This is a genomic window from Prevotella sp. PTAC (assembly GCF_013166535.1).
GTDB lineage: Bacteria > Bacteroidota > Bacteroidia > Bacteroidales > Bacteroidaceae > Prevotella.
In genome coordinates, this window is the sequence record NZ_JABKKK010000001.1 from 202,513 (window position 1) to 227,230 (window position 24,718).

The 24,718-nt window shown below is 46.9% G+C and carries 22 protein-coding genes; 17 read left to right on the forward strand and 5 right to left on the reverse strand.

The genetic code is table 11. The annotated features are described in order from the left end of the window. Positions 1 to 128: 128 nt before the first annotated feature. Positions 129 to 1,256: a lipid-A-disaccharide synthase gene (lpxB, locus tag HPS53_RS00860; RefSeq protein WP_172203886.1), complete on the reverse strand. Its 1,128-nt coding sequence runs from the start codon at positions 1,254 to 1,256 to the stop codon at positions 129 to 131. Continuing rightward, on the reverse strand, positions 1,253 to 2,026 hold the full coding sequence (gene surE / locus HPS53_RS00865) for a 5'/3'-nucleotidase SurE (protein ID WP_172203888.1): 774 nt from the start codon (positions 2,024 to 2,026) through the stop codon (positions 1,253 to 1,255). The genes lpxB and surE overlap by 4 nt, the downstream gene beginning before the upstream one ends. A 122-nt stretch (positions 2,027 to 2,148) precedes the next feature. On the opposite strand from surE, the gene HPS53_RS00870 reads away from it, so the two are divergent. The 6 genes from HPS53_RS00870 to HPS53_RS00895 all read left to right on the forward strand — a co-directional run bounded on the left by HPS53_RS00870 (position 2,149) and on the right by HPS53_RS00895 (position 9,753). Then, positions 2,149 to 2,913 carry a ParA family protein gene (locus HPS53_RS00870; RefSeq protein ID WP_104369716.1) on the forward strand — a complete coding sequence of 255 codons (765 nt, stop codon included), beginning with the start codon at positions 2,149 to 2,151 and terminating at the stop codon, positions 2,911 to 2,913. A gap of 79 nt (positions 2,914 to 2,992) precedes the next feature. Next, the gene (locus tag HPS53_RS00875; protein ID WP_104369701.1) at positions 2,993 to 3,922 is read left to right on the forward strand and encodes a ParB/RepB/Spo0J family partition protein; all 930 of its coding nucleotides are present in this window, start codon (positions 2,993 to 2,995) and stop codon (positions 3,920 to 3,922) included. A gap of 16 nt (positions 3,923 to 3,938) precedes the next feature. Then, positions 3,939 to 4,703 (forward strand): DUF5683 domain-containing protein, encoded by a 765-nt coding sequence (locus HPS53_RS00880; protein WP_104369700.1) that lies wholly within the window; start codon positions 3,939 to 3,941, stop codon positions 4,701 to 4,703. Between the two features lie 204 nt (positions 4,704 to 4,907). After that, positions 4,908 to 6,272 carry a lytic transglycosylase domain-containing protein gene (locus HPS53_RS00885; RefSeq protein ID WP_172203890.1) on the forward strand — a complete coding sequence of 455 codons (1,365 nt, stop codon included), beginning with the start codon at positions 4,908 to 4,910 and terminating at the stop codon, positions 6,270 to 6,272. Between the two features lie 27 nt (positions 6,273 to 6,299). After that, positions 6,300 to 8,570 (forward strand): bifunctional (p)ppGpp synthetase/guanosine-3',5'-bis(diphosphate) 3'-pyrophosphohydrolase, encoded by a 2,271-nt coding sequence (locus HPS53_RS00890; RefSeq protein WP_172203892.1) that lies wholly within the window; start codon positions 6,300 to 6,302, stop codon positions 8,568 to 8,570. A 202-nt stretch (positions 8,571 to 8,772) separates the two neighbouring features. Then, positions 8,773 to 9,753: a pectinesterase family protein gene (locus HPS53_RS00895; protein ID WP_172203894.1), complete on the forward strand. Its 981-nt coding sequence runs from the start codon at positions 8,773 to 8,775 to the stop codon at positions 9,751 to 9,753. A 152-nt stretch (positions 9,754 to 9,905) separates the two neighbouring features. Here the strand turns inward: HPS53_RS00895 and HPS53_RS00900 are convergent, their stop codons facing one another. The 3 genes from HPS53_RS00900 to HPS53_RS00910 all read right to left on the reverse strand — a co-directional run bounded on the left by HPS53_RS00900 (position 9,906) and on the right by HPS53_RS00910 (position 13,579). After that, positions 9,906 to 12,146, reverse strand: a complete 2,241-nt coding sequence (locus tag HPS53_RS00900; RefSeq protein WP_172203896.1) for a S9 family peptidase — start codon at positions 12,144 to 12,146, stop codon at positions 9,906 to 9,908. Positions 12,147 to 12,241: 95 nt separating this feature from the next. Continuing rightward, positions 12,242 to 13,186, reverse strand: a complete 945-nt coding sequence (locus HPS53_RS00905) for a DMT family transporter (protein ID WP_172203898.1) — start codon at positions 13,184 to 13,186, stop codon at positions 12,242 to 12,244. A gap of 42 nt (positions 13,187 to 13,228) precedes the next feature. Beyond that, complete coding sequence (locus HPS53_RS00910) at positions 13,229 to 13,579, reverse strand: MerR family transcriptional regulator (RefSeq protein WP_104369713.1); 351 nt, start codon at positions 13,577 to 13,579, stop codon at positions 13,229 to 13,231. A gap of 433 nt (positions 13,580 to 14,012) precedes the next feature. Between HPS53_RS00910 and HPS53_RS00915 the strand changes: the two genes are divergently transcribed. The 11 genes from HPS53_RS00915 (at position 14,013) to HPS53_RS00965 (ending at position 24,635) form a co-directional block, all read left to right on the forward strand. Further along, positions 14,013 to 14,309: a hypothetical protein gene (locus HPS53_RS00915; RefSeq protein WP_172203900.1), complete on the forward strand. Its 297-nt coding sequence runs from the start codon at positions 14,013 to 14,015 to the stop codon at positions 14,307 to 14,309. 313 nt (positions 14,310 to 14,622) lie between these two features. Further along, the gene (locus tag HPS53_RS00920; protein WP_172203901.1) at positions 14,623 to 15,057 is read left to right on the forward strand and encodes a hypothetical protein; all 435 of its coding nucleotides are present in this window, start codon (positions 14,623 to 14,625) and stop codon (positions 15,055 to 15,057) included. Then, positions 15,054 to 15,344 carry a DUF6804 family protein gene (locus HPS53_RS00925; RefSeq protein WP_172203903.1) on the forward strand — a complete coding sequence of 97 codons (291 nt, stop codon included), beginning with the start codon at positions 15,054 to 15,056 and terminating at the stop codon, positions 15,342 to 15,344. Before HPS53_RS00920 ends, HPS53_RS00925 begins: the two co-directional genes overlap by 4 nt. A gap of 42 nt (positions 15,345 to 15,386) precedes the next feature. Next, entirely contained in the window at positions 15,387 to 15,596 is a 210-nt protein-coding gene (locus HPS53_RS00930) for a hypothetical protein (RefSeq protein ID WP_104369694.1), read from the forward strand. Positions 15,597 to 15,664: 68 nt separating this feature from the next. After that, positions 15,665 to 16,846, forward strand: a complete 1,182-nt coding sequence (locus tag HPS53_RS00935; RefSeq protein ID WP_172203905.1) for a hypothetical protein — start codon at positions 15,665 to 15,667, stop codon at positions 16,844 to 16,846. Positions 16,847 to 17,270: 424 nt separating this feature from the next. Next, the gene (gene alaS, locus HPS53_RS00940; RefSeq protein WP_172203907.1) at positions 17,271 to 19,892 is read left to right on the forward strand and encodes an alanine--tRNA ligase; all 2,622 of its coding nucleotides are present in this window, start codon (positions 17,271 to 17,273) and stop codon (positions 19,890 to 19,892) included. A gap of 1,065 nt (positions 19,893 to 20,957) precedes the next feature. Then, positions 20,958 to 21,257, forward strand: coding sequence for a DUF6804 family protein (locus HPS53_RS00945; protein WP_199181779.1), 300 nt, complete (start codon positions 20,958 to 20,960; stop codon positions 21,255 to 21,257). A 57-nt stretch (positions 21,258 to 21,314) separates the two neighbouring features. Then, positions 21,315 to 22,535 carry a hypothetical protein gene (locus HPS53_RS00950; protein ID WP_172203909.1) on the forward strand — a complete coding sequence of 407 codons (1,221 nt, stop codon included), beginning with the start codon at positions 21,315 to 21,317 and terminating at the stop codon, positions 22,533 to 22,535. A gap of 42 nt (positions 22,536 to 22,577) precedes the next feature. Then, positions 22,578 to 22,937, forward strand: a complete 360-nt coding sequence (locus HPS53_RS00955) for a hypothetical protein (protein ID WP_104369690.1) — start codon at positions 22,578 to 22,580, stop codon at positions 22,935 to 22,937. Continuing rightward, positions 22,924 to 23,448 carry a hypothetical protein gene (locus HPS53_RS00960; protein ID WP_146078696.1) on the forward strand — a complete coding sequence of 175 codons (525 nt, stop codon included), beginning with the start codon at positions 22,924 to 22,926 and terminating at the stop codon, positions 23,446 to 23,448. Before HPS53_RS00955 ends, HPS53_RS00960 begins: the two co-directional genes overlap by 14 nt. Positions 23,449 to 23,666: 218 nt before the next feature. Then, positions 23,667 to 24,635, forward strand: coding sequence for a hypothetical protein (locus HPS53_RS00965; protein ID WP_104369688.1), 969 nt, complete (start codon positions 23,667 to 23,669; stop codon positions 24,633 to 24,635). The last annotated feature ends 83 nt before the right edge of the window (positions 24,636 to 24,718 follow it).

Here is a 24,718-nt window from a genome sequence, read left to right on the forward strand (position 1 = left end):
TACAAATCAAAAGCCGCATGACGATAAAAGACAAAGAACGGCATGACAAAGGACATGCGTTCGGACATATACAAAAACACCATTGAAAAACACTACTGCACACATCCGAACGCATCCTGACGACCCTATTATCTACCGGTCAGACGAGTCACCATGAGCCGGGCGGCGTTGTCGGCCGCGTCTCCTGTGCCGAGACGCCGGCGCAACTCACGATAGTCTTCTTTCATCCGTGCGGCCTCAGCCCCGCCCGGCAGTATGCCGCCCAGCTCGCTGCGGATGTTCGCCACCGAGAAAGACGACGCCACAAGCTCGCGCACCACCTCGCCGTCGCATATCAGATTGACGAGCGACACATATTTCACTTTCAGCAGATGACGGCGCAGGAAAGACACCAGCCGCGGCAACGGGGTCTTGTAGCACACCACCTGCGGCACGCCGAAAAGGGCTGTTTCGAGCGTGGCCGTGCCACTGGTGACCACGGCCGCCGCCGCACAGGCCAGCAGCCGGTAGGTCTGTCCGTGGACTATGCTCACCGAACGGCCTGCTCCTCCCATCACCCGATGATAATAACCAGGCTCTATGCCCGGGGCGCCGGCCACCATCACGGCATAACGATCGCTGTATGCAGAAGCCGCCTCGAGCATGGCGGGCAGATTATCCTTAATCTCCTGACGGCGCGAACCTGGCAGCAACGCTATCACAGGCTTGCCTGAAAGGGCATCGGCCGGGTCGTGAAAAGCGAGAAACGAGTCAACCTCCGCAACAGTCGGATTGCCCACGTAGTCTATCGGGTAATTATGCTTGCCTTCATAAAAGTCCACCTCAAACGGCAGTATGCAGAACATCCTGTCTATATCCCGCCTGATGCTCTTGATACGATACTCCTTCCATGCCCATATTTTCGGTGAAATATAATAGTATACGGGTATGTCGGTATGAGCCTTAACAAACTTCGCGACCGAGAGGTTGAATCCCGGATAGTCGATTAGAATGACGGCATCGGGATGCCACTCGGAAATATCGCGCTTGCACATCCGCATGTTTCCGAGTATCGTCGGAAGATGTCTCAGCACGGGAACAAAACCCATATAGGCCAATTCACGGTAATGGCGCACGCAAGTGCCGCCCTCGGCAGCCATAATGTCGCCACCGATAAAGCGGAACTCAGCCTGCCGGTCGTGGCGTTTCAGGGCATGCATGAGGCATGAGGCATGCAGGTCGCCACTCGCCTCGCCCGCTATCAGATAGTATCTCATTGGATGTTCCAGCCCTTTATTTGTTCAAAAAAATCATAAGCAGTGACATCTATCCGCGTCGGCGTCACGGCCACATATCCATGGGTGAGCGCATAGTTGTCCGTATCTTCGGCTTCCGGCTCGTCGTTTGTATATTCACCGGTCATCCAATAATAGTCATATCCGCGTGGATGACGGCATTTCACGACCTCATTACCCCACGTACCCCGTGCCATACGACATATTCTCACACCTTTGTAAGAGTCGCCAAGCGGGAAATTCACGTTCAGACATACACCAGTCGGCAACCCTTCGGCAAGCACCTGTTTTGTAATCTTTTTTACAATATCCGACATCGGCGTGAAATCCGCGTCATCACTGTGGTCGCACAGCGAGAAAGCCACGGATGGGATATATTTCATGCACCCTTCGAGCGTAACGCCCATAGTGCCGGAGTAATGCGTGTTCACGGATGCGTTGTCGCCATGATTGATGCCCCCGACAACCATGTCGGGACGCCGTCCGCCGCAAAGCTGGCTCAGAGCCATTTTCACGCAGTCGACAGGTGTGCCGCTGCACGACCACACCTCAACATCGTCCCACTTTCGGCGCAGCTTCAACCGCAACGGCTCGGCCGCAGAGAAAGCACACGAAAATCCGCTGCGCCCCGACTCGGGAGCACACACGAGCAGCCGGGCAATCGGGCTGAGCATGTCTATAAGGCAGCGCAACCCTTTGGAGTGGTAGCCGTCGTCGTTTGAAATCAATATCAAAGGTTTCTCTTTTTCCATAAATCTTATTATCGTTTATTGTGCAAAATTACTAAAAAAGCACCATAAATGGCATTTTCTCATATAAAATATGTAACTTTGCAAGCAAATCAAAAAGCCATCACCATGTGGCAACACGTAAAATGGGAAAAATAATCGCATTAGCAAATCAAAAGGGCGGCGTAGGCAAAACGACCACCACCATCAATCTGGCGGCATCGCTCGCCACGTTAGAGAAAAACGTGTTAGTGGTTGACGCAGACCCGCAGGCCAACGCATCGAGCGGACTCGGAGTCGACATCAAGCAGGTGGACTGCTCGCTATATGAATGCATAATCTCTCACGCAGACGTGCGCGATGCCATATACACCACCGACATTGACGGACTCGACATCATACCGAGCCACATCGACCTCGTGGGAGCGGAGATAGAAATGCTCAATCTCGAAGACAGGGAGAAAGTGATAAAAAAACTGCTCGAGCCTATCAGGGCCGAATACGACTACATACTGATAGATTGCAGCCCATCGCTCGGACTCATCACGGTAAACTCCCTGACGGCGGCCGATTCGGTGATAATACCCGTGCAATGCGAATATTTCGCGCTCGAAGGAATCAGCAAACTGCTCAACACAATAAAGATAATCAAGAGCAAGCTGAACACAAGGCTCGAAATAGAAGGCTTCCTGCTGACGATGTACGACTCGCGCCTCAGGCTTGCCAACCAGATATACGACGAGGTGAAGCGGCATTTCCAGGAGCTTGTGTTCAAGACGGTGATACAGCGAAACGTGAAACTGAGCGAAAGCCCGAGCCACGGACTGCCGGTCATCCTCTACGACGCAGACTCGACAGGCAGCAAGAACCACCTTGCGCTGGCAAAAGAGATTATCAACAAGAACAAGTAAACCCTATTATCATATCGTGAGCGGACGACAGGCAGACTGACACAGCCTGCGGGCAGTCCGTGAACTGACGACAATAACAATGGCAGTACACAAGAAATACAGCAATAAGAGCGTACTCGGACGGGGACTCGACGACATCGGAAACGGACGGGGACTCGACGCGTTGATAGACACGGGAGAGGTACACACTCAAGGTTCGTCGAACCTGAGCGAGATAGCCGTGGAGCTGATAGAGCCGAACCCCAACCAACCAAGACGCGAATTTGACGAGAACGCACTCAACGAACTGGCCCACAGCATCAGCGAGATAGGCATCATACAGCCTATCACACTGAGACAGACAGCTGACGGGAAATATCAGATAATAGCCGGCGAACGCCGTTGGAGGGCATCCCAAAGGGCCGGGCTGAAAGCCATTCCGGCATATATCCGCACAGTGGAGGACGAGAGCGTGATGGAAATGGCTCTCGTGGAGAACATACAACGTGAGGACCTGAACGCTATCGAGATAGCGCTCGCATACGAGCACCTGTCGGAAACAACAGGCATGACACAGGAAAAAATCGCCGAGCGGGTGGGAAAAAGCCGTGCGGCGGTGACCAACTACATGCGGCTGCTGAAGTTGCCGGCACAGGTTCAGATGGCTCTCAAGAACAAAGAGATTGACATGGGACACGCAAGAGCGTTACTGGCAATAGACAGTCCGAGCGTGCAGATAAAGTTATTCAAAGAGATACAGAAGAACGGATACTCCGTGAGGAAAGTCGAGGAGATGGTCAATATGCTCAAAAACGGGCAAGACGTGCAGACGGCAAAGAAAAGGATAGCGGCTAAAGCACAGATGCCCGAAGAGTTCACAGCACTCAGAGACAGACTGGCGGGATTTTTCAAGACCGATGTCAGAATGACATGCTCGCCCAAGGGAAAAGGGAAAATAAGCATATCGTTCGCCAACGAGGAAGAACTCGAACGGATAATGAACGCTCTCGACAGCGTGAACAACGGATAAAAACAAGCGGCGGAAAGTGAAACGAAGCAACATCATATCCGCACTGCGTGTATCGGTGACCGCGTTGATACTGTCGATTGGCAGCCTGGACGCGGCCGCACATGACGGCACCAGACACGACACGGGCACCGTCGCAACGTTCACGGCCGACAGCATTGACAGGGTTCTGGCTACCATCGACTCGATAGCTACGGACGACAAAAATGTCGAAAAGGCTCAGAAAAAAATAGAAAAAGAAGCCCGCAAAGCGGCCAAGGAACCAAAAGACTGGGACGCATGGCGGCCGAATCCCCAACGGGCGATGTGGCTGGGAATGGTAATTCCCGGAGCGGGACAGATATACAACCGCAAATATTGGAAACTGCCGATATTCTACGGAGGCATGATGGGGTGCATATATGCGATGAACTGGAACAACATGATGTACAAAGACTACTCGCAAGCGTATCTCGACATCATGGACGATGACCCCACCACGCAGAGCTACAACAAGTTTTTGCATCTCGGAATGCAGATAGACAAGTCGAACGAGGAGCGATACAAGCGTATATTCAAAAGCAGAAAAGACAAGTACCGCCGATGGCGTGACCTCAGTTTCTTCTGTCTTCTCGGTGTATACGCCCTGTCTGTGATAGACGCTTACGTGGATGCCGAACTGTCTGAGTTTGACATTTCAAGCGACCTGAGCCTGAGGGTTGAGCCTGCCGTGATGAGGGTTGAGAACGGAAGCAACTCGCTTGAAAACGCCGCACTCGGCCTGCAATGCAGCATAAGGTTCTGACAGGAGCGGAAAAACCGCAAGACATAGCACGGCAGGCATTCAAGTGGGAGTGACAAGGTAAAGAGATGGGGCCGCATCCGCTTTCCGGCACGACATGACGGATATGAGGGACTCATGAAAAAAAAGAATATTTCCGCTACGGCTAATCACAACGACAAGACAACAAATATTACTATATAACAAAACGAACATTACAATATAATAATGAATAAAAGAACATTTCTGATGACAGCCGCTGTCTTCTTTGCAGGCAACTGCGTGATGCAAGCTCAAAATACGATTGGCGACAATGGGACAACGGCTACGGATAACGAGATAACAGTGACAGACAATGAAGGGCGAAACGAGGTTATCGAGGTGCCCGAGGCAATGGAACAGGACATCGACAGCCTGATGAATCTATATATGTCGAAAAACTATCTCGACGAGGACAACGACTGCCGTATGAAAGATGTCAATCCCGTATTCGCCAAAGAGGTGTATGTGGATAGGCTGAGCCGCATTCCGTCGGTGATAGAAATGCCGCACAATGACGTGGTACAGAAATTTATCGACAGATATAGCGGCAGGTTGCGCCACTCCGTCAGCTACATGCTCGGCGCGTCCAACTTCTACATGCCCATCTTCGAAGAAGCCCTCGAAGCATATAATCTGCCGCTCGAGCTGCGCTATCTGCCGGTAATAGAATCGGCACTCAACCCCACGGCCGTATCAAGAGTGGGCGCGACGGGACTTTGGCAGTTCATGCTCGTAACCGGAAAACACTACGGACTGAAGGTAAACTCGCTGGTAGACGAACGCCGCGACCCGGTGAAATCATCATACGCGGCGGCTCATTACCTGAGCGACCTGTATAAAATATTCGGTGACTGGAATCTCGTCATTGCCGCATACAACTGCGGTCCCGACCAGATCAACAAGGCCATACACCGCTCAAACGGCTCAAGAGACTACTGGCAGATATACCCCTATCTGCCGAAAGAAACAAGAGGATATGTTCCCGCATTCATCGCGGCAAACTACATAATGACGTATTACTGCGAACATAACATCTGCCCGATGACAACAAGACTGCCGGCAAAGACAGATACGATCATGGTTGACAAGAACATACATCTCGAACAGATCGCATCCGTATGCGGAATAGACATGGAACAACTCAGGACACTGAACCCTGCGTATCGCCGGGACATTGTGCCGGGAGCATCAGAGATGACATACATAAGGCTGCCGCAGACCGAAATAGGAAAATTCATTGACAAACAAGAGGAGATCTGCAACTACAAAGCTGATGAACTGATGAACAAACGCACCGAAGTGGCCGTCAACGACGACGCACCTGCATACTCATCCCGAAGCAGATCCACTTCAAGAAGCAGCACACGCTCCTCATCGAGAAGCAGAAAGACCAGAAGAAGCAGTGGCGCAGGAAAGAGCATAACAATAAAAAGCGGACAGACACTGTCTGAAATAGCGCGCAAGCACGGCACAACGGTAAGCAAACTGAAAAAGCTCAACGGCATAAAAGGCACCAACATCCGGGCCGGCAAGAAACTCAGAGTGAAATAAACGACAATCATTCCGAAGGGCATAATCATGGAAGACGAACAGATTAAGAGAGAAGCGGCAGACACTGAGCTAATCAACGGCGCGTTCCAACACTTGCTGGACACTTACATTTCGTCGCGTCACCGCAAGAAAGTGGATATCATCACAAAGGCATTCAACTTTGCGAGACAGGCCCATAAAGGAGTTAGAAGGCTGTCGGGAGAGCCATATATAATGCACCCGATAGCCGTAGCGCAAATAGCTTGCGAGGAAGTCGGACTGGGGTCTACAAGTATTTGTGCCGCACTGCTGCATGATGTGGTGGAAGATACGGACTATACGACGGAGGACATAGAAAATATCTTCGGTGCCAAAATAGCCCAGATAGTGGACGGCCTGACTAAAATCAGCGGCGGAATATTCGGTGATCAGGCCTCGGCACAGGCCGAGAACTTCAAGAAACTGCTTCTCACCATGAGCGATGACATACGTGTCATACTCATAAAGATATGCGACCGCCTGCACAACATGCGCACACTTGACAGTCAACCGGCAAACAAGAAATACAAAATAGCCGGAGAGACACTGTACATTTACGCCCCACTGGCCAACAGGTTAGGACTTAATAAAATCAAAACCGAGCTTGAAGACCTAAGTTTCCGGTACGAGCATCCTGAGCAATATGATTCTATCCGCAGGAAGTTGGCATCCACACAAGAGTCTCGCCAGACACTGTTCGACCGCTTTACCACTCCAATCGAAGCGTCATTGAAGGAGATGGGCATCGAATACTCCATCAAAGAGCGCATCAAAAGCCCTTATTCCATCTGGCACAAGATGCAGACCAAGCACGTCACATTCGACGAAATATATGATATCCTCGCGGTACGCATCATCTTCAAGCCCAAAAGCCGTGAAGAGGAAATCAACGAATGCTTCAACATTTACGTTGCCATCAGCAAGATATACCAGTCTCATCCAGACAGGCTGCGCGACTGGCTGAACCACCCCAAGGCAAACGGTTATCAGGCATTACACGTCACTTTGATGTCAAAGCAAGGCCGCTGGATTGAAGTTCAGATACGCTCCGACCGCATGGACGAGATTGCCGAGCAGGGACTTGCCGCGCACTGGAAGTACAAGGAAGACGGCCAAGTGGAGTTTACGGAAGACGAAGGCGAACTGAACGAATGGCTGCACACCATCAAAGAGATACTCGACGACCCGCAGCCCGATGCCATGGATTTCCTTGACGCAATCAAAATGAACCTGTTCGCATCCGAAATATTCGTCTTCACACCCAAAGGTGAGATAAAGACGATGCCCGCCGGATGCACGGCTCTCGACTTCGCGTTCTCCATCCACACGTTCCTCGGCAGCCATTGCATAGGCGCCAAGGTCAACCATAAGCTCGTCCCACTGAGTCACAAGTTGCAAAGCGGCGACCAAGTGGAGATACTCACATCCAAATCCCAGCATGTCCAGCAGTCATGGATAAACTTCGTATCCACCGCCAAGGCCAAAGCCAAGATACAAGCGATACTCCGACGCGACGGAAGGGAACTGCAAAAGCAGGGCGAAGAGATTCTGAATGAGTTCCTGGACAAGCACGACATGAAATACACGAACGCCATAGCCGATCAGCTCGCGGCTTTCCATGAAGCGCAAAAACGTGAGATTTTCTTCCTGTCACTGGCCGAAAAGACAATCATTCTCGGTGAAAAGGATATCGACGAGCTGCAGGGCAAGCATAAAAAGCTTAAGAACGGCAAGGGATGGCGTAAATACGTGCCTTTCCTCAGTTACGGAAAGAACGGCAAAGGTGTCTCAAAGCCACTCAGCCTGTTTATCGTCCCTGAGAAATTCAACCGCAAGAAGCCTATATTCATCACGGACGACAACATTACACAATATAAGTTCATGCACTGCTGTCATCCTATTCCCGGAGACGACATTCTCGGATTTATTGACAATAAAAGCCAAGTCGAGATACATAAGCGTTCCTGTCCCGTGGCAACGAAACTGAAATCGAGCTTCGGCAACCGGATACTTGATGCCAAATGGGATATGCACAAACGACTGTACTTCGACGCCACCATACACCTCAAAGGCATAGACCGCATCGGAATGCTCAACGAAGTGACAAAGGTCATATCGGAACAGATGAACGTCAACATCCATAAAATAACGCTCTCGTCAGACGAAGGGATATTCGACGGCATCATAGAACTGCGCGTGCACGACAGGGATGACGTAATGGAGATTATCAACAGTCTAAAAAAAATAGACAACATGCAAAAGGTCAACCAGATAATGTAATCTCCGCACCCACCCTCAAACGGGTACACTCCGCTCCGCCGCAAACCGAAGACAATTACGCCGCAAAACATCCGGCATACTTCCATGCACCGCAAAATACGGTGGGCAAAAACCTACTGCCATATTGCCTCACTGTTACCTGATGGCGATAACAGGCAAAACGCATAAACAATCAAAAACAACAAATCAAAAAAGACCTGAAATGAGAAGAAAACTAATCCTGATGCTGGCCTTAGCTGCCGCAACGCTATGCTCAAGCGCCGCAAACAAGTATGACAATCCCGACACGCTGGTAGTGGCCCGCGACGGAACAGGTGAGTTCCGCACGATAGACGAGGCCATCGAAGTGTGCCGCGCCTTTATGGAATACCACAAAGTGATATACGTGAAAAAAGGCGTATATAAAGAAAAGCTCATCGTCCCGCAATGGCTCACGAACATAGAGATACTCGGAGAGGACAGAGACAACACCGTAATCACCTACGACGACCACGCAAACATAAAATCGGCGGAACGTCCCAAAGGAATAGGGACATTCAGGACATACACCGTGAAAGTGGAAGGGAGCGACATTACGTTTAGAAACATAACCATCGAGAACAACTCGGCACGTCTCGGACAGGCCGTAGCCATACACACGGAAGGCGACAGACTGATATTCGTCAACTGCCGGCTGCTCGGTCATCAGGACACAGTCTATACAGGAATTGCCGGCACTCGCCTGCTGTTTAAAGACTGCTACATCGAAGGTACTACCGATTTCATATTCGGCCCATCCACCGCATGGTTCGAAAACTGCACCATCCACAGCAAGTCCAACTCATACATCACAGCCGCATCAACACCCAAAGACCGTCCCTACGGCTACATATTCAATAACTGCCGCCTTACGGCAGATGCCGGAATAACCAAGGTCTATCTCGGCCGACCGTGGCGACCATACGCTTACACTCTGTTCATGAACTGCGACATGGGCACCCACATCCGGCCTGAGGGTTGGCATAACTGGAGGAAAAAGGAAAACGAGACCACCGCACGATATATGGAATACAACAACAGAGGCGAAGGGTCTAAAACGGATAAACGCGCCGGTTGGAGCAGACAACTGACAAAAAAAGAAGCGGCGAAAATCACGATGAGCAAGGTATTCGGCATAAATGACTCATGGGAACCGGAATACTGAATGCCATTAGGAAAACCGCAATAAAAAGATGAAATGATCAACAATGCCGCATCGTCGGCTCTCTGAACATCATTCGGAAAACAGAAATAAAAGCATGTGGGTGCGGAGAATTACCGAAAGTAATATCCGCACCCACGCATTATATATATGTGTCACCTCGCTTGCACCTCGCTCCATCTGGGAGGACACACATTCAGCAGATTACGCACAAAGAAATCGTAACGCTTACGCTCTCCGAAACTCTCGCCCATGGTATGGCGGGCACCCGGGATAACCACCAGTTCAAAGTCCTTTCCGGCCTTTATCAGCGCATCGGCCACCTGCATCGTGGAAGCCGGATCCACATTGTCATCCAACTCTCCCACCACGAGCATCAGAGGCCGGGTAAGCAAATGAGCGTTTTCCACGTTCGAGCAGTCCTTATATTGCTCACCCACAGGATAGCCCATCCACTGCTCGTTCCACCAAATCTTGTCCATCCTGTTATCATGACAACCGCACGCCGAGTAGGCCGCCTTATAGAAATCAGGATGATATAGCACAGCGGCCATGGCCTCCTGCCCGCCGGCCGAACATCCGAAGATGCCCACTCTCGACGTGTCCATGCAGGCATATTTCTCCGCTGCGGCCTTTATCCACGCTATATGGTCGGGCAGACCGGCATCTTTCAGGTTCTTATAACACACGTTTTCAAACTCCCTCGAACGGAACGAAGTTCCCATTCCGTCGACCATTACCACAATAAAACCAAGCTCCGCCATAGCCGACATATTATAATCGTATGGCATGAACGTCTTGGGCACATAGTGGTTGCCCGGTCCTTGATAGATATATTCCACAACAGGATATTTCTTTTTCGGATCGAAATTTGACGGGCGTACTATTATTCCCCACATGTCTGTCTTGCCGTCGCGCCCTTTCGCGGCGAATACCTCTGGCGCTTTCCAGCCCTCTGCCAGCAGGGCCGTTATGTCTGCCGTTTCCAACGGCATCACCACCGAGCCGTCGGCAGCATCGCGCAGCACAGCCACAGGTGCCTTGTCTACTTTCGAATACACGTCTACCAGATACTTCATGTCGTACGAGAACCATGCGCTGTGCATCCCCTCATCCGGAGTGAGGCACGTAAGCCCACCGCCGTCGAAACCGATCCGGTAATAACGTATCAGATACGGGTCCTCGTCTTTACGCATTCCATTGGCCGAAAAGTAAATCAACTCATTATCCTCGTCAACCCTCACCACTTGTCTCACATACCATTCGCCTTTCGTTATCTGCCGCAGGACTTCTCCTGATGCACGGTCGAACATATATAGATGGTTCCAATTGTCCCGCTCACTCATCCATATCATCCGCTGACCGTCGCCCAGGTCGTGACGGAAACGGCGTGAATAGTTCACATACTTGTCTGATGTCTCTTCCACAATGGTGCTCACCTTGCCAGTCTCTGCCGACATGCCGAGCACCCTGTAAACCTGATGCCCGCGCTGGTTATACTCGAAAGTAAGTCCACCGCCGTCTGTGTCCCAGCGCAGTCCCCACAAGTAGTACTGCCTGTCGAAAAGCTCTGTAGACGGAATTACAGCCTGTCCGCTCTCCACATCAAACACGCACGGCACTTTAAATGGCAGTTCATCGCCTGGCTTTGCATATTCCTGTTTATGAAGTTTCGGTTGAAGGCGGTCTTCCGGAGAAGACTCAACGTAATAAATATACCGTTTCTCGGTATCTCGAATTTTGCAAGCCGCCACCTTTCTGCTGTCGGGCGACCAGTATATATATGCCGAATAGTAATTACCCTCTGTGCCGTCCACGCTCAACTGCCGCTCCTTTCCTCCCGCCACAGTACGCACGAAAATGTTATTATCCTTGATATAGGCGGTATATTTCCCGTCGGGAGAAACGGCAGGTGCCGCCCATTTCTCGTCGTCACGCTCACTCCACAGACGCTGTCCTTGTGGTGGCTTCACCGTGCCACGGTCTGTAAGCCGGGCTCTCTTCGTATCGTACACCCAGCGGCGGCCGGCAAAAGCAAACCGTAGCGTGTCCAGCCTGTCGCTCACCGATAACCGTTCGAGATACATGCCACCGGAAGAAACGCTCCTGCCGGTCTTTTCCCCAAGCGCTTTCGCCAGTCTCTTGTGGTCAAACAACTCGCCACGCCGTTTCCGTGCGGCGTCCACCGTCACGTACGCCCTACCCTCCGGGGTTGCCCTCACGTACCAAAACCGATGACTTCTGCCTATCCACTGCGGCCTTACATCAGAGTAAAACACCTTTCCGTGCCCGTACTTGCCACGTAGCGCATAAGCACGCTTATAGTCTTCAACCGTGCCTTGCGCTGCCAGCATACAGCAGACAAGAAGCATAACAGCAGTCAATCTCGTTCTCATAACAAACAGTTTTATATCATTACCGGTTTCTTTCATATATAAACCCTATCCCCGTCACGACATGCACGCCATGAGCCTGACGCACAGTCTGTCCGTCATTCGTCCCGGCAGGGCTTGCGCCTTATTCTGGGAAAGAGTCTCTTCATGCGCAAGAGATAGCGCGTGACTCCGCCGCCCGCCACCACGACAGACACCGACAGGATGATGAGCACAAAACCGCACCACTCCCGCGGGAGCATCTGCTGCCCGAATACGACCATACCGAAAAACACTGCCGTGGCCGGTTCGAGAGCACCGAGAATGGCAGTAGGCGTAGAGCCGATATGCTTGATGGCGGCTGTGGTGCATAAAAAAGAGATGGCTGTGGGGAAAACGGCCAGCGCTATTAAGTTGGCCCAAAGATACCAACCTCCCAACGGCGGCACATGCAGACCGTCGCCGATACATAGCCGCACCACAAACAGACTCAAACCGAACGTAAGCATATAGAAAGTGACCTTCAATGTGGGCATGGAGCCTATCGAACTGCGGTTCACCGCCACCAGATATATGGCATAAGACAGTGCCGAACCGAACACAAGTGCCGTACCGGTACCGCTGAGTGCCATACCACCCTCACCAATGCTGAGCAGAGCGATGCCCACGAGCGCACCGCCAATGCTGACCACAGTCTGAACGGTAAGACGCTCCTTGAACATCAACGTCATTATCAAAGCCACAATCACAGGATACACGAACAGCAATGTCGAGGCTATTCCCACGTCCATATAGTTATAACTCTCAAACAGAGTGAGCGAAGACACGGCCACAAGCAACCCCAACATGACGAGAGGCGGCAACTCAGCGCGCCGCACGGCAAAACCCCGTCCGCGCACTTTCAGCATCACACCTATAATGGGTATGGCAAAAAGATATCTGAAAAACAAAACCGAATCCGGATCCATGCCAGCCTGATAGAGAGGCAAGGCAAACAGAGGATTGGTACCGTATGAGATCTCGGCCAAGGCGCCGAGCAAATATCCGATGACTTTGGTGTTCATATCTCTATATAAACAAAAAGAATATTCTATTCAAATGAAATACTATTCAAGGTAATCGAGCTGACGCTTCAGTGCGAGAAGCTCTTCCCTGATACCGGCAAGGCGCTCGAGTACCTCAGCTGTCTTGTCGGCTCCCGAACGGTTGTTGCTGATGATTTTCTTTGCGGCGGCGAGTTTGAAGCCGCGAACCTTCACGAGATTATATATAAGCTTTATCTGCTCTATATCTTTCTCGGTATACTGGCGCACATTGCTCGGTCCCGTGGTCTTGGGTCGCAGATACGGGAACTCACGCTCCCAGTAACGCAACGTACTCTCGTTGAGTTCAAACATACGTGCCACCTCGCTGATGGAATAGTACAATTTCAGGTTTTTATTCAGATTAAGCGCCATAATTCGCCGTTTTAATGAAACATGATTATAAAAGTAATTGCCGGGATGCAAATTCTTTTCTACAAAGGTAGAAAAAACGGAGTGTACACGCAAGACTTTCAAAAGGATTTTGAGGCGCGGCATCCATTTATTGCTTCCGCGGCATGCACGGAAGAGCATCGTCGGGCGATGAATCTGTAAACAAAACGTCATATAAAAGCGATGCGTCTGTTTTCGTATTTTTATGCAATACAGCCTCTGATTTATGCAATATCCGAACAAAAAGCAGGCGGTTTAACTTCGTTTTTTGACAAACGCTCCATCGCCGGACTGCCATTTTCCCAATGTTCCGCAGCGGGATAGTCGTTGCAGCGCAATGGGATAGTCGTTGCAGTGTGTTTGGATAGTCATTGCGCTACATTCGGTATCCGAATGAAACACAACAGGTATCCTGATGAAACACGGCAACATGCCCGACAGAGCAACAAAAAAGGCTCCCGACACAATGGTCGGGAGCCTGCGCACGCCGCTCGGACATGGAGTCATCGCACATCGGGATGCACGACACGCCGCATGCGGAGCGCAAAGCGTACTCCGCCGGTCACATAACATAATGTCATGCGAGGCCGGGAGCCGGCGGTTTATCAAATATCACGGTTGCCACGAAGTGCATAAATATACGGTTTCCGATGTCTGCCGCACACAAGCGAGCGGGTGTTTTGTAAATATTTATCATAGTCTTGACGATTAAAAACGGTTGTAAACAGAACAAATTTACAATGAAAAACCGGTGAAAACAAGCATCATCAAGATATACTTCGGCATATATACGGCCGCCCACTGCACACCGTGACAGGGAAATCTCACATTAATAAACAAAGAAAAGATTTGCAGATATATAAAATACGAACAGCACTACTATCTTTAAATGCCAGGCAATACAGCTGTACTTGCAGAACAATACCGGCATCTGCAAGGCTTGCAAGACGGTAAAATTTGCGGCTTTCGGTATTAATGATTAAATTTGCAGTCAATTCATAACCGACAAACAGTTTATTATTACAATGAAAAAGATTCTTTGGTTGATTCTTATTGCTGGCATATCGCTTGTAAACGTGTGTATTATGGGTAGTGAACGTGGAGTGATAGGGATTTATTCCTTTCCCTTCGCTCTAATCTATATCACTATATTCGGATATTATGTATCAGTCAAGAAAAAGTTTGATTTCAAAGAGATACTGCTGCTATCGCTATTGGAAAGAAGTGGTATAATGAAGAATGAATGGAGCGAAAGAAAGCAAAGAACTGTACTTTCCTGCATTTCAATTCCACTGTTATTCATATTTTATATTCTCTCCATTTACTTCTATGCCGTCAATGATTTCATGTTATCGCTCATAGTAGATTTCTTTGTACTATTAGTAATAACCCTGTCCGCAATGATCTGGATAAACAAAGCGCCTAAAGAAGAATCAAACAAGAATAATACAACAATATGAAGACACTACTTCCGGTTTTAGCATCAATGCTCGTCGTCTGTCTCGCACCGATGCCTTATTGGTATTACGAGTTGGTACGTTTCGCAGCCATGGTGGCTTTCGGCGTCATGGCGTATCGGTATAATAAAGCGGAGAACGGCAATCTGATGATTACATTCAGCGCCCTGGCCCTTCTGTTCCAGCCTTTTTTCAAGATAGCGCTTGGCCGCGCTATATGGAATACGGTCGACATTGCCTTAGCGATACTGCTCATAATGATATGGATGAAAGAGCGGAAGAAGGCTTGACATAAACAGGATGCTTATTAACAACAATAAAAATAAAAGGATATGCCAAACTGGTTAATAATTGTTTTGATAATTGCCGTATTGGGCGGAATTATCGGTTTCTTCTCCGGCAATGAGGGAGAAAGAGGTTCAAGTGCATTTGCAGGAGCCTTAGGAGGGGCTCTCGGCTGCGGCTACCTGATACTCCATGTTCTTCTAATCGGCCTTTCCATAGCAGCATTTGTAGCGCTATTCGGCTTCCTGTTCGGTTAAACAGAAAGAGAAACAATCCGCATAGCTACACCGTTCATAATAATCAGCAAACAGAAACTATTACATAAATGTTTAAAAATCCATTCAGACGCAAGAAATACGAGCCATTGCCATACAATGAAGTCTTCGACTACAGCATGACAAGGAACGATGAGCCCAAATGCAAATACACAGTAATGCACAATGCCGTCAGAGTGCACGACCTGAAATTCGAGCCTGTACACGAGGAAGTGATATACGTTGAGAACGAATATGACGAAGCGGCCAACAGGTGCATTTGCGACAATATAGACCTGATACGCAGATGCTTTGCCAAGAGAAACTTCATGTTCATATATCTGCCGCTCATCGGCAAAGACCTTATGGACAAAAGTATATGGCGCTATCACTATCCGGACAGGGAAACAGGAGAGAAAGGCGAACTGCCGGCACTAAAAAGCGACTATCTTCTCGACTTCATGAAGCGGCCTGAAAACAGGACAAAGATAAAGCCTTGTTTTGTAAGATACAACTATTCCTTCAATGAAACGGAGTTTTACGGGGGCAAGGCAGAAACATCATGGACCGATTTTTTCGATACTTTCGAATTCGACATAAGCGAAGCAAAAGATGTAAAAGACTACTTTGAATGCCTGAGCGAGCACATCGCTGGAAAACTGTTCTGGTGGTCTGGCCTATGTTCGTGGGGCAAAAGAGAATATGAAGATGCCGACGACGCCTTCGACAACGAAACCATGAAGTTGCTTGAAGACGTGAGATACAAGATCGCACTGCTCCGACGGAAAGGCATCAGCGACGTCATACTGAGCGAACTGGTAAAGCCGGACATTGAGTTAAGCCGGATAATCATCAGCAAAGACTACAGGATAACACTACCGGAATATAACAATACGGAAATAACGATGACTCCGCTCGTAAAGGCTGTGTTCCTGCTGTTCCTCAAACACCCGGAAGGGATACGCTTTAAGAGCTTGCCCGACCACAGGAAAGAGTTGTCTGTAATATACGACAGCATAAGAGGATGCGCCGGCTCGTCAAAGAGAATAATGGGCATTAGGAAATATAGCGACAACATTCTCAACGTTACCGACCCTCTAAACAATTCCATAAACGAAAAGTGCACGAGGATAAAAGAGGCTTTTCTCCTGAAAATCCATGAGTCACAGGCCTGCAACTATTTTATAACAGGCGAGCGCGGCAAATCGAAAAAGATTGCACTGCCGCAGAATCTGATAGTATGGGAAGACTGACCCAACTCCCATTCAATCTACAATCTGAATATGAATTAAGTATCATTATTTTCCATAACAATACGTTTTGCATAGTTGTGCAAGACTGATGATGCTTTAGCTCATATCCAGGCAATTACCAACAACACACAGAACTATATCTTATACATTATGCTATATATTCACTATACCTGCCTGTGAGAAAAAAACAATTGCATCAACACATATATTGCAGATAGCCTGCAATGCAGCTGTTTCACATTAATAAACAAAGAAAAGATTTGCAGATATTGCAAAAACGGAGTATCTTTGCAGAAGATAAGCGGTGCCCCGGCATCGGGAACAAGCTCCCGACGCATCAGGCTTGCATTATCTTTGCATCCGATTTGCATAATCCTTGCAGTCGGTTTTGAACAAGAATAAATTTTATAATCACGAAATAATTATGATGACAGCAAACGAAATCCGCGACTCATACAAGAAGTTTTTCGAGTCGAAAGGACACGCCATCGTGGCATCGGCACCGATGGTCATCAAAGACGACCCGACGCTGATGTTCACAAACGCCGGCATGAACCAGTGGAAAGATATCATCCTCGGCACGCGCGAGCCGGAACCGCGCCGCCGGGCAGACTCTCAGAAGTGTCTGCGCGTGAGCGGAAAGCACAACGACCTCGAAGAGGTGGGACACGATACGTACCACCACACGATGTTCGAGATGCTCGGCAACTGGAGCTTCGGCGACTACTTCAAGGAAGGCGCCATAGACATGGCATGGGAATATCTCGTGGACGTGCTCAAACTCGACCCGAAAGACCTGTATGTCACAGTTTTCGAAGGCTCGGAAAAAGAGGGTCTCGACCGTGACGACGAGGCTGCGGCGATATGGGCCAAGCACGTGCCGGCCGACCATATCATCAACGGAAACAAGCACGACAACTTCTGGGAGATGGGCGACACAGGCCCCTGCGGTCCCTGTTCGGAAATCCATCTCGACTCGCGCACACCTGAGGAGAAAGCCAAGACACCGGGACGCGAGCTGGTGAACATGGACGATCCGCAGGTGATAGAGATATGGAACCTCGTGTTCATGCAGTTCAACCGCAAGGCTGACGGTTCTCTTGAAAAGCTCGGCATGAACGTGATAGACACCGGTATGGGCTTCGAGCGTCTGGTGCGCGCCCTGCAAGGCAAGCACTCCAACTACGATACCGACGTGTTCCAACCGATAATAAAAGAGATTGCACGCCTCTCGGGCATGGAATACGGCAAGGACGAGAACACCGACGTGGCCATGCGAGTGATTGCCGACCACCTGCGTGCCGTGGCGTTCTCCATCGCCGACGGTCAGCTGCCGGGCAACGCCAAGGCCGGTTACGTCATCCGCCGGATACTGCGCCGTGCCGTGCGCTACGCATATACGTTCCTCGGGCAGAAAGAAGCATTCATGTTCCGCCTGTTGCCGGTGTTCATCGGCGAGATGGGAAGGGCATATCCCGAACTGGAAGCACAGCGCGAGCTTATCGGCAAGGTTATCAAGGAAGAGGAAGACTCGTTCCTCCGCACCCTTGACAAGGGTATCAGCATGCTCAACGGAGCCATGGACAATCTGAAAGCGGCCGGCAAGAGCGAGCTTGACGGCGCACAGGCCTTCCGCCTTTTCGACACATACGGATTTCCGCTCGACCTCACCGAGCTGATATGCCGAGAGAACGGCGTGACGGTAGACGGAAAACAGTTTGACGAGGAGATGCGCAAACAGAAAGAGCGGGCACGCAATGCCGCCCAGGTGGAAAGCTCTGACTGGACGGAACTGGCTCCCGGCGAACAGAAATTCGTGGGCTATGACTACACTGAGCACGAGTGCAGGATACTGCGCTACCGCAAGGTGACACAGAAGAAGAACACATATTACGAGTTGGTGCTCGACCACACGCCATTCTACGGTGAGATGGGCGGCCAAGTAGGCGACTGCGGAGTGCTGGTGAGCGAGACCGAGACCGTGGCCGTAATAGACACCAAGAGAGAGAACAACCAGAGCGTACACATAGTGAAAGAACTGCCGAAGAACATCGAGGCTGACTTCATGGCTTGCGTGGACACTGACAAACGCGACGGAAGCGCAGCCAACCACACTGCCACCCACCTGCTCGACTACGCCCTCAAACAGGTGCTCGGCGACCATGTGGAGCAGAAAGGCTCTTACGTAAGCGCCGACACGCTGCGCTTCGACTTCTCGCACTTTGAGAAAGTAAGCGACGAGGACATAAGAAAAGTGGAGCGGATGGTGAACGACATGATACGCCGGGACATACACATAGACGAGCATCGCGACATCGCGATAGAGGAAGCCAAGAAGCTCGGAGCCATCGCCCTCTTCGGAGAGAAGTATGGCGACAAAGTGCGCGTGGTGCGCTTCGGCCCCAGCTGCGAGTTCTGCGGAGGTATCCATGCCTCGTCTACAGGCCGCATAGGCATGTTCAAGATCATAAGCGAAAGCAGCGTGGCCGCCGGCATACGCCGCATCGAGGCCAAGACGGGCAAGGAATGCGAGGAGATGATGTACAATCTTGAAGACATCATTAAGTCTATCAAGGCGCTGTTCAACAACGCCAAAGACCTGCGCGGCGTCATCGGAAAGTATATCGAGGAGCACGACTCGATGAAAAAGGAAATCGAACACTTCCAAGCCCAGGCCGTGGAGCGCGCCAAAGAGACTCTCGTGCAGAAGGCACGCAACATCAACGGCACAACGGTAATCACAGCCGTACTGCCCATGGAGGCCACGGCAGCCAAGGATTTGGTGTTCAAGATACGTCAGGCAGTGCCTGAAAACCTGCTCTGCGTCATCGGAACGGTGGCCGCCGACAAACCGATGCTGAGCGTGATGCTGAGCGACGACATGGTGAGCGGCCACGGACTGAACGCAGGCCAGATTGTCCGTGAAGCGGCAAAACTAATCCAAGGAGGCGGAGGCGGACAGCCCCACTATGCGACAGCAGGCGGAAAGAACGCCGACGGACTGAGCGCCGCTGTGGACAAGGTTATCGAACTGGCGAAACTCTAAGCACGTCAAGACTTTAAATATAAGCATATACTATTTATTTGGCGGATTATACGAGAGATATTTTTCATTTCACGTGTAATCCGCCAAATTTTTATATAATAATAAGTAGATAGAAGGCAAATATAATTTAGTGGTTTTTTTATATAGAAAGGATGCTTATTTTCATAAAGAATAAGTATATTTGCAAAAAATACAAGCCTTGCATAATTTTAAAGCGGCTTCTAAATTAATGACGTAATAAAGATAGAGAGAATGATATAGAAATTTAACAAAGACATAGAGAGAAAAGAAAGTGTTTGCTTTTACTTGATGTACTTTCCAAAATCGCCAAATTTAGAGTACACATCAGCAGTAAGAAGCGAATGCTTGCATCGTATGGTGTGAGCGTCGCTGTTGTATGTGTACAGGTGTTTGGCGATACCAGGAAAGTAACAACAGGATGGTATCACACCTTTTTTTTGCTATTTATAGTCGCAAAAGAATAAGCCTATGAAAAAGAAACAGTAATGCAAAAACAAAATAATATTTCATTATTCTGCAAGTCTTGCAGAAAGATTTTATAGTAAATTGAGTTTACTTCTTATTATATTTGCAAACAGTATTAACAACTAAAAGATTTTATATATGCTTACAACAATATTTTATATTCTTCTATTTATTCTATATATTATTTTTGGATATAGATTAATCATCCAGCTCCTACTCTGGATGCTAATAAGTTATTGGCTATGCGATATAACCCCGAATGAGACATATTCATGGTATTCGGGGATATGGCATGGAATGTTTTTCGTTCCTAATTTCCTCAGAAGTTTACACAGTAACACTCTTTATAAAGCGGAATATTATACTACTGCGTATAATATATGGTGGTGGTTATCAACTATTGTTTTAACTATATCATTTATATTTGGTGAAAAAGGGAATAACAGATATTACAGATAAGCGTGTTCATATCCGTCATAAAAAAGCAGACATGATTAGAATAATAAAGCAAGCTCCAAAGCTGCATAAAGTAATCTCATATAAATCAGATTACAAATGTTTAAAACAAAAGTATTAATTATGAAGTATCTAAAACTTATTTTAGCATTAATGCTCCTACTCTGCCTCACAAAAATGCCATATAGCTATTATGAATTAATAAGATTTGTGTCGGTGGTAGTTTTTTCGATAATGGCATATAATTATTATAAAGAAGAGAAAGAAAACCTTGCCATCACGTTCAGCGCATTAGCAATATTGTTTCAACCGTTTATAAAGATTGCACTAGGACGTACTATATGGAATGTCGTCGACGTGCTTGTCGCTATATTCATCACAGTTCTTTACTTTATGGAAAAGGATAAAAAAGAAACAATATAGCAAGACAATACAATCAATCCTGCCACAGATTAATACCCATAAAAAATCATTCAACCTATGTTGTCATTTATAAAAAGATTATTCAAACAAATAATTAATAGAGAAGATATTATCTGCCATTATCCTCCATCGGATTTCGATATGCCCGAACAACCAAATACATATAAAGAAAGTCCCAAACTGTTGTCATTGAATCATCTGCCATTTGAACCCCAAAAAGACGAGGTCATTTTTGTGGAGAATGGGTATGACGAAAAATTTAACAGGTTTATTATTGACAATCTTGATACTATTGTTAAATGTTTTGCAAAAAGAGATTTGACTTTTATCTATCTGCCATTTCTCAATAAAAACATAGAAAAGCAGGAAAAAGTAATCCGTTATTGGATGCCTCACTACGATAAAGGATCTAATTCAAACCTAACAAGGCTGGAAAACAGCTTCCTGCTCGACTATATGAGTCATCCAGAAGAAAGAGACAATATTAAGCCTTGCTTTGCAATACACTATTGTGTATATATAAATGGTATTTCAATATATAAAAGTGCCAAATCAGATATTACATACTCCCTATATGAACTTGACATAGATAATATCACATCTCCCGGAGATTTCTTTTATAACATGGCAGATTTTATAGCTGATTCTACAAAAAGCTACTTCTTAGAAAGAAACAACTATCCAGCCATTAATCGTAAACAAGAGTATTCCGATGATGCGACAAAGAAAATTTTATATAATGCCGATGATAATTTTGATGAAGAAACACAGTGCCTGCTTGATGAAGTAAAGACAAAAATTGACTTTCTCAGAAGCAAAGGCATCAGCCAGATAATACTAGAACAGTTGGTAGAGCAGAACGTTAAGCTCAGCCGTATAGTCATAAGTAAGGACTATCGAATTGTTCTCCCCGACTATAATAACATAGAAATAATAATGACTCCGTTGGTAAAAGCAGTGTATTTACTGTTCTTGCGTCATCCCGAGGGCATCCTCTTTAAGGAATTAGTGGATTACAGACAAGAGTTATCGTATATATACAACGATATTAAAGGAATAAAAACATCGAATCAGCAAACAGTCGTTCAAACTTATAATGATAGTATTATTAATGTGACCGACCCGCTTAAAAATTCCATTAATGAGAAGTGTACTAGAATAAAAGAGGCTTTCTTAATCCGTTTCCAAGAAACACTGGCCAAAGAATACTTCATAACAGGAAAAAAGGGAGAACCCAAACGAATCACACTACCAAAGGATTTGATTATATGGGAGTAAACAACGGCAAAGAAATAGGTTTGTTTTAAAATAATCATATATATGGAGGAAAATAAAAATAAAGAAGATAATTTTTTTGTATGGATATGGCCGACTGGTATTGAACTCATATTCTTTTGGATTAACATGGTCATAAATACAATTTCATCTGCTTCCGGATGGAGCATAATTGCTGCGATAATTCTTATTTGCTTTTACACAGGATTGTTTGTTTTTGCAGGAATAATGACTTTGTGGGCAATCCAAAGCTTTTGTAATTACATCTATGTTGAAAATGTTATATTCAAGCTTACATTAGCAACGATTTTACCTTTTCCTGTTTTTGTAATACTAATAAGTATATTAACAGGAAGTATTCCAGCATTGTTTGACCCTATATTCATTGATTATGATGGAAGATAATAGTAAAGTTCTCTACAATAAAAATCATTACCACCGTTTTGATTTCTATAAAACTCCATTAGATTTTGTATACTACGATAATGGAGAAGACACCCTGAAATACTCTGATTATGGTATCACACGTAATGACATCAATTCGTATATAGCTATTATAGAAAAAGAAAGGGAAAGAATTGAATATAAAGAAAAAGTCTTTTCCAATAGACTAAATGTAGCATGTGTGTTATTTGGAATTTTTGAGTTTATATTTTTTTGGTGGTCAATTGGTTATTTTAACGATTTCATGAAAGATATAGAATTGTTTATAAACATTATACTATATCCATGCTATGGTATTTACATATATTTTTTAATAAAGATTGCATATCCTTATGGCGTATTTATTATGAGTTCTGTAAAAGAAAGTCTATTGCAAATGGAAAAATGCCCTAATCATGTTTTACATGAAGAACATATAAATAAATATTTTGATGACCTTTTGTGGGTAATATATCATAAAAAGAAACACTAATTTTGCACTTGCCAGTTGAAATTACGGATTATCTTGATACTCCTGTTGCTTTTAGAATGTCAGGTTATGAAGTTGCAGAACCGGAGGAAGAAAAAAAGGTATTGTTCTTATTCATTATGCATATCAATATTTTGACACTAATGGAAATGCTCTTAGTTTGGGTATAAGAGACACTATCGTTACGCCAACTTTCGCAAAGATAACGGATTAAAACGAATATGAGAATCATCAATCACAAAAGAATCATCAGCCTATTATTAAAAGCCGTGCTGTACTTAGGCATTACGGCCGTATCTTGCAATAACAATCCAACAGGCAAACCACACGAAAAATATGAACCGGACATGAATAACTACACTGATAACAGTGGCATAAGTACCGGCGAAGACGGTAATTATGCTGCACAAAAAGCGACTAATCAGTGTACGGATTATAACGAAATCAGCGGCAGCAAGGATAGCCTAAGCGTAATAATGACGAGCATTGCTAATGGTAATAAGCGCAAATTAGCCTCACTATGTCTTTTCCCTTTGGAACGCAAATACCCGCTTTACGACATTCAAAACTCCGAACAACTTATCAAATATTTCGACATCATGTTTGATAATAAGTTCAGGGAAAGAATAAAAAGAGCAACAATCGACAATTGGTATTCTTGCGGTTGGCGAGGATATGGATTTGGAGAACGCCGCGGTACACTGAGCGAACTTAGCGTTTACGATATATTAACCGCCGTAAACTATTACTCTGACAGAGAGAAACAAATGCTCGGAGCATTGCAGCAAGAAGAGATTAAAAGCTTGCATCGGTCATTACAAGCAGAAAAATGGGTTCCTTATGCCTGTCTGTTCGATGTAACAGACAACAGTATCATCCGTATTGACGTTAAAGAAGACAATAGCTACGAGTATCACAGTACCACCACTTCACGACTATTAAAATACAAGAAAGGTGGTAAAGCATCCGACATACCCGATAAGATCTTGTTCGGCACAATCACAACAGACGGTTCTGCCAACGAGAGAGAATTCAATTACAAAGATAATTTTGGTTCATCCATCTCTTTCATGGACTTTGATGGAGCCAAAGACGAATATGGAAGGACAGAAATAGATATTGAAGAAAATAGTAAAACAATAACGCACAAAGTTAAAAAGACCTATTGGCGCGATGTTATGAAACTGTGATTTCCATGTTGCAATCCGGTGTTTTGATGTCAAAAGTCAACCAGCCAGCAAAAAATAACAGTTTGTTAATAGAGTAAAAAAAT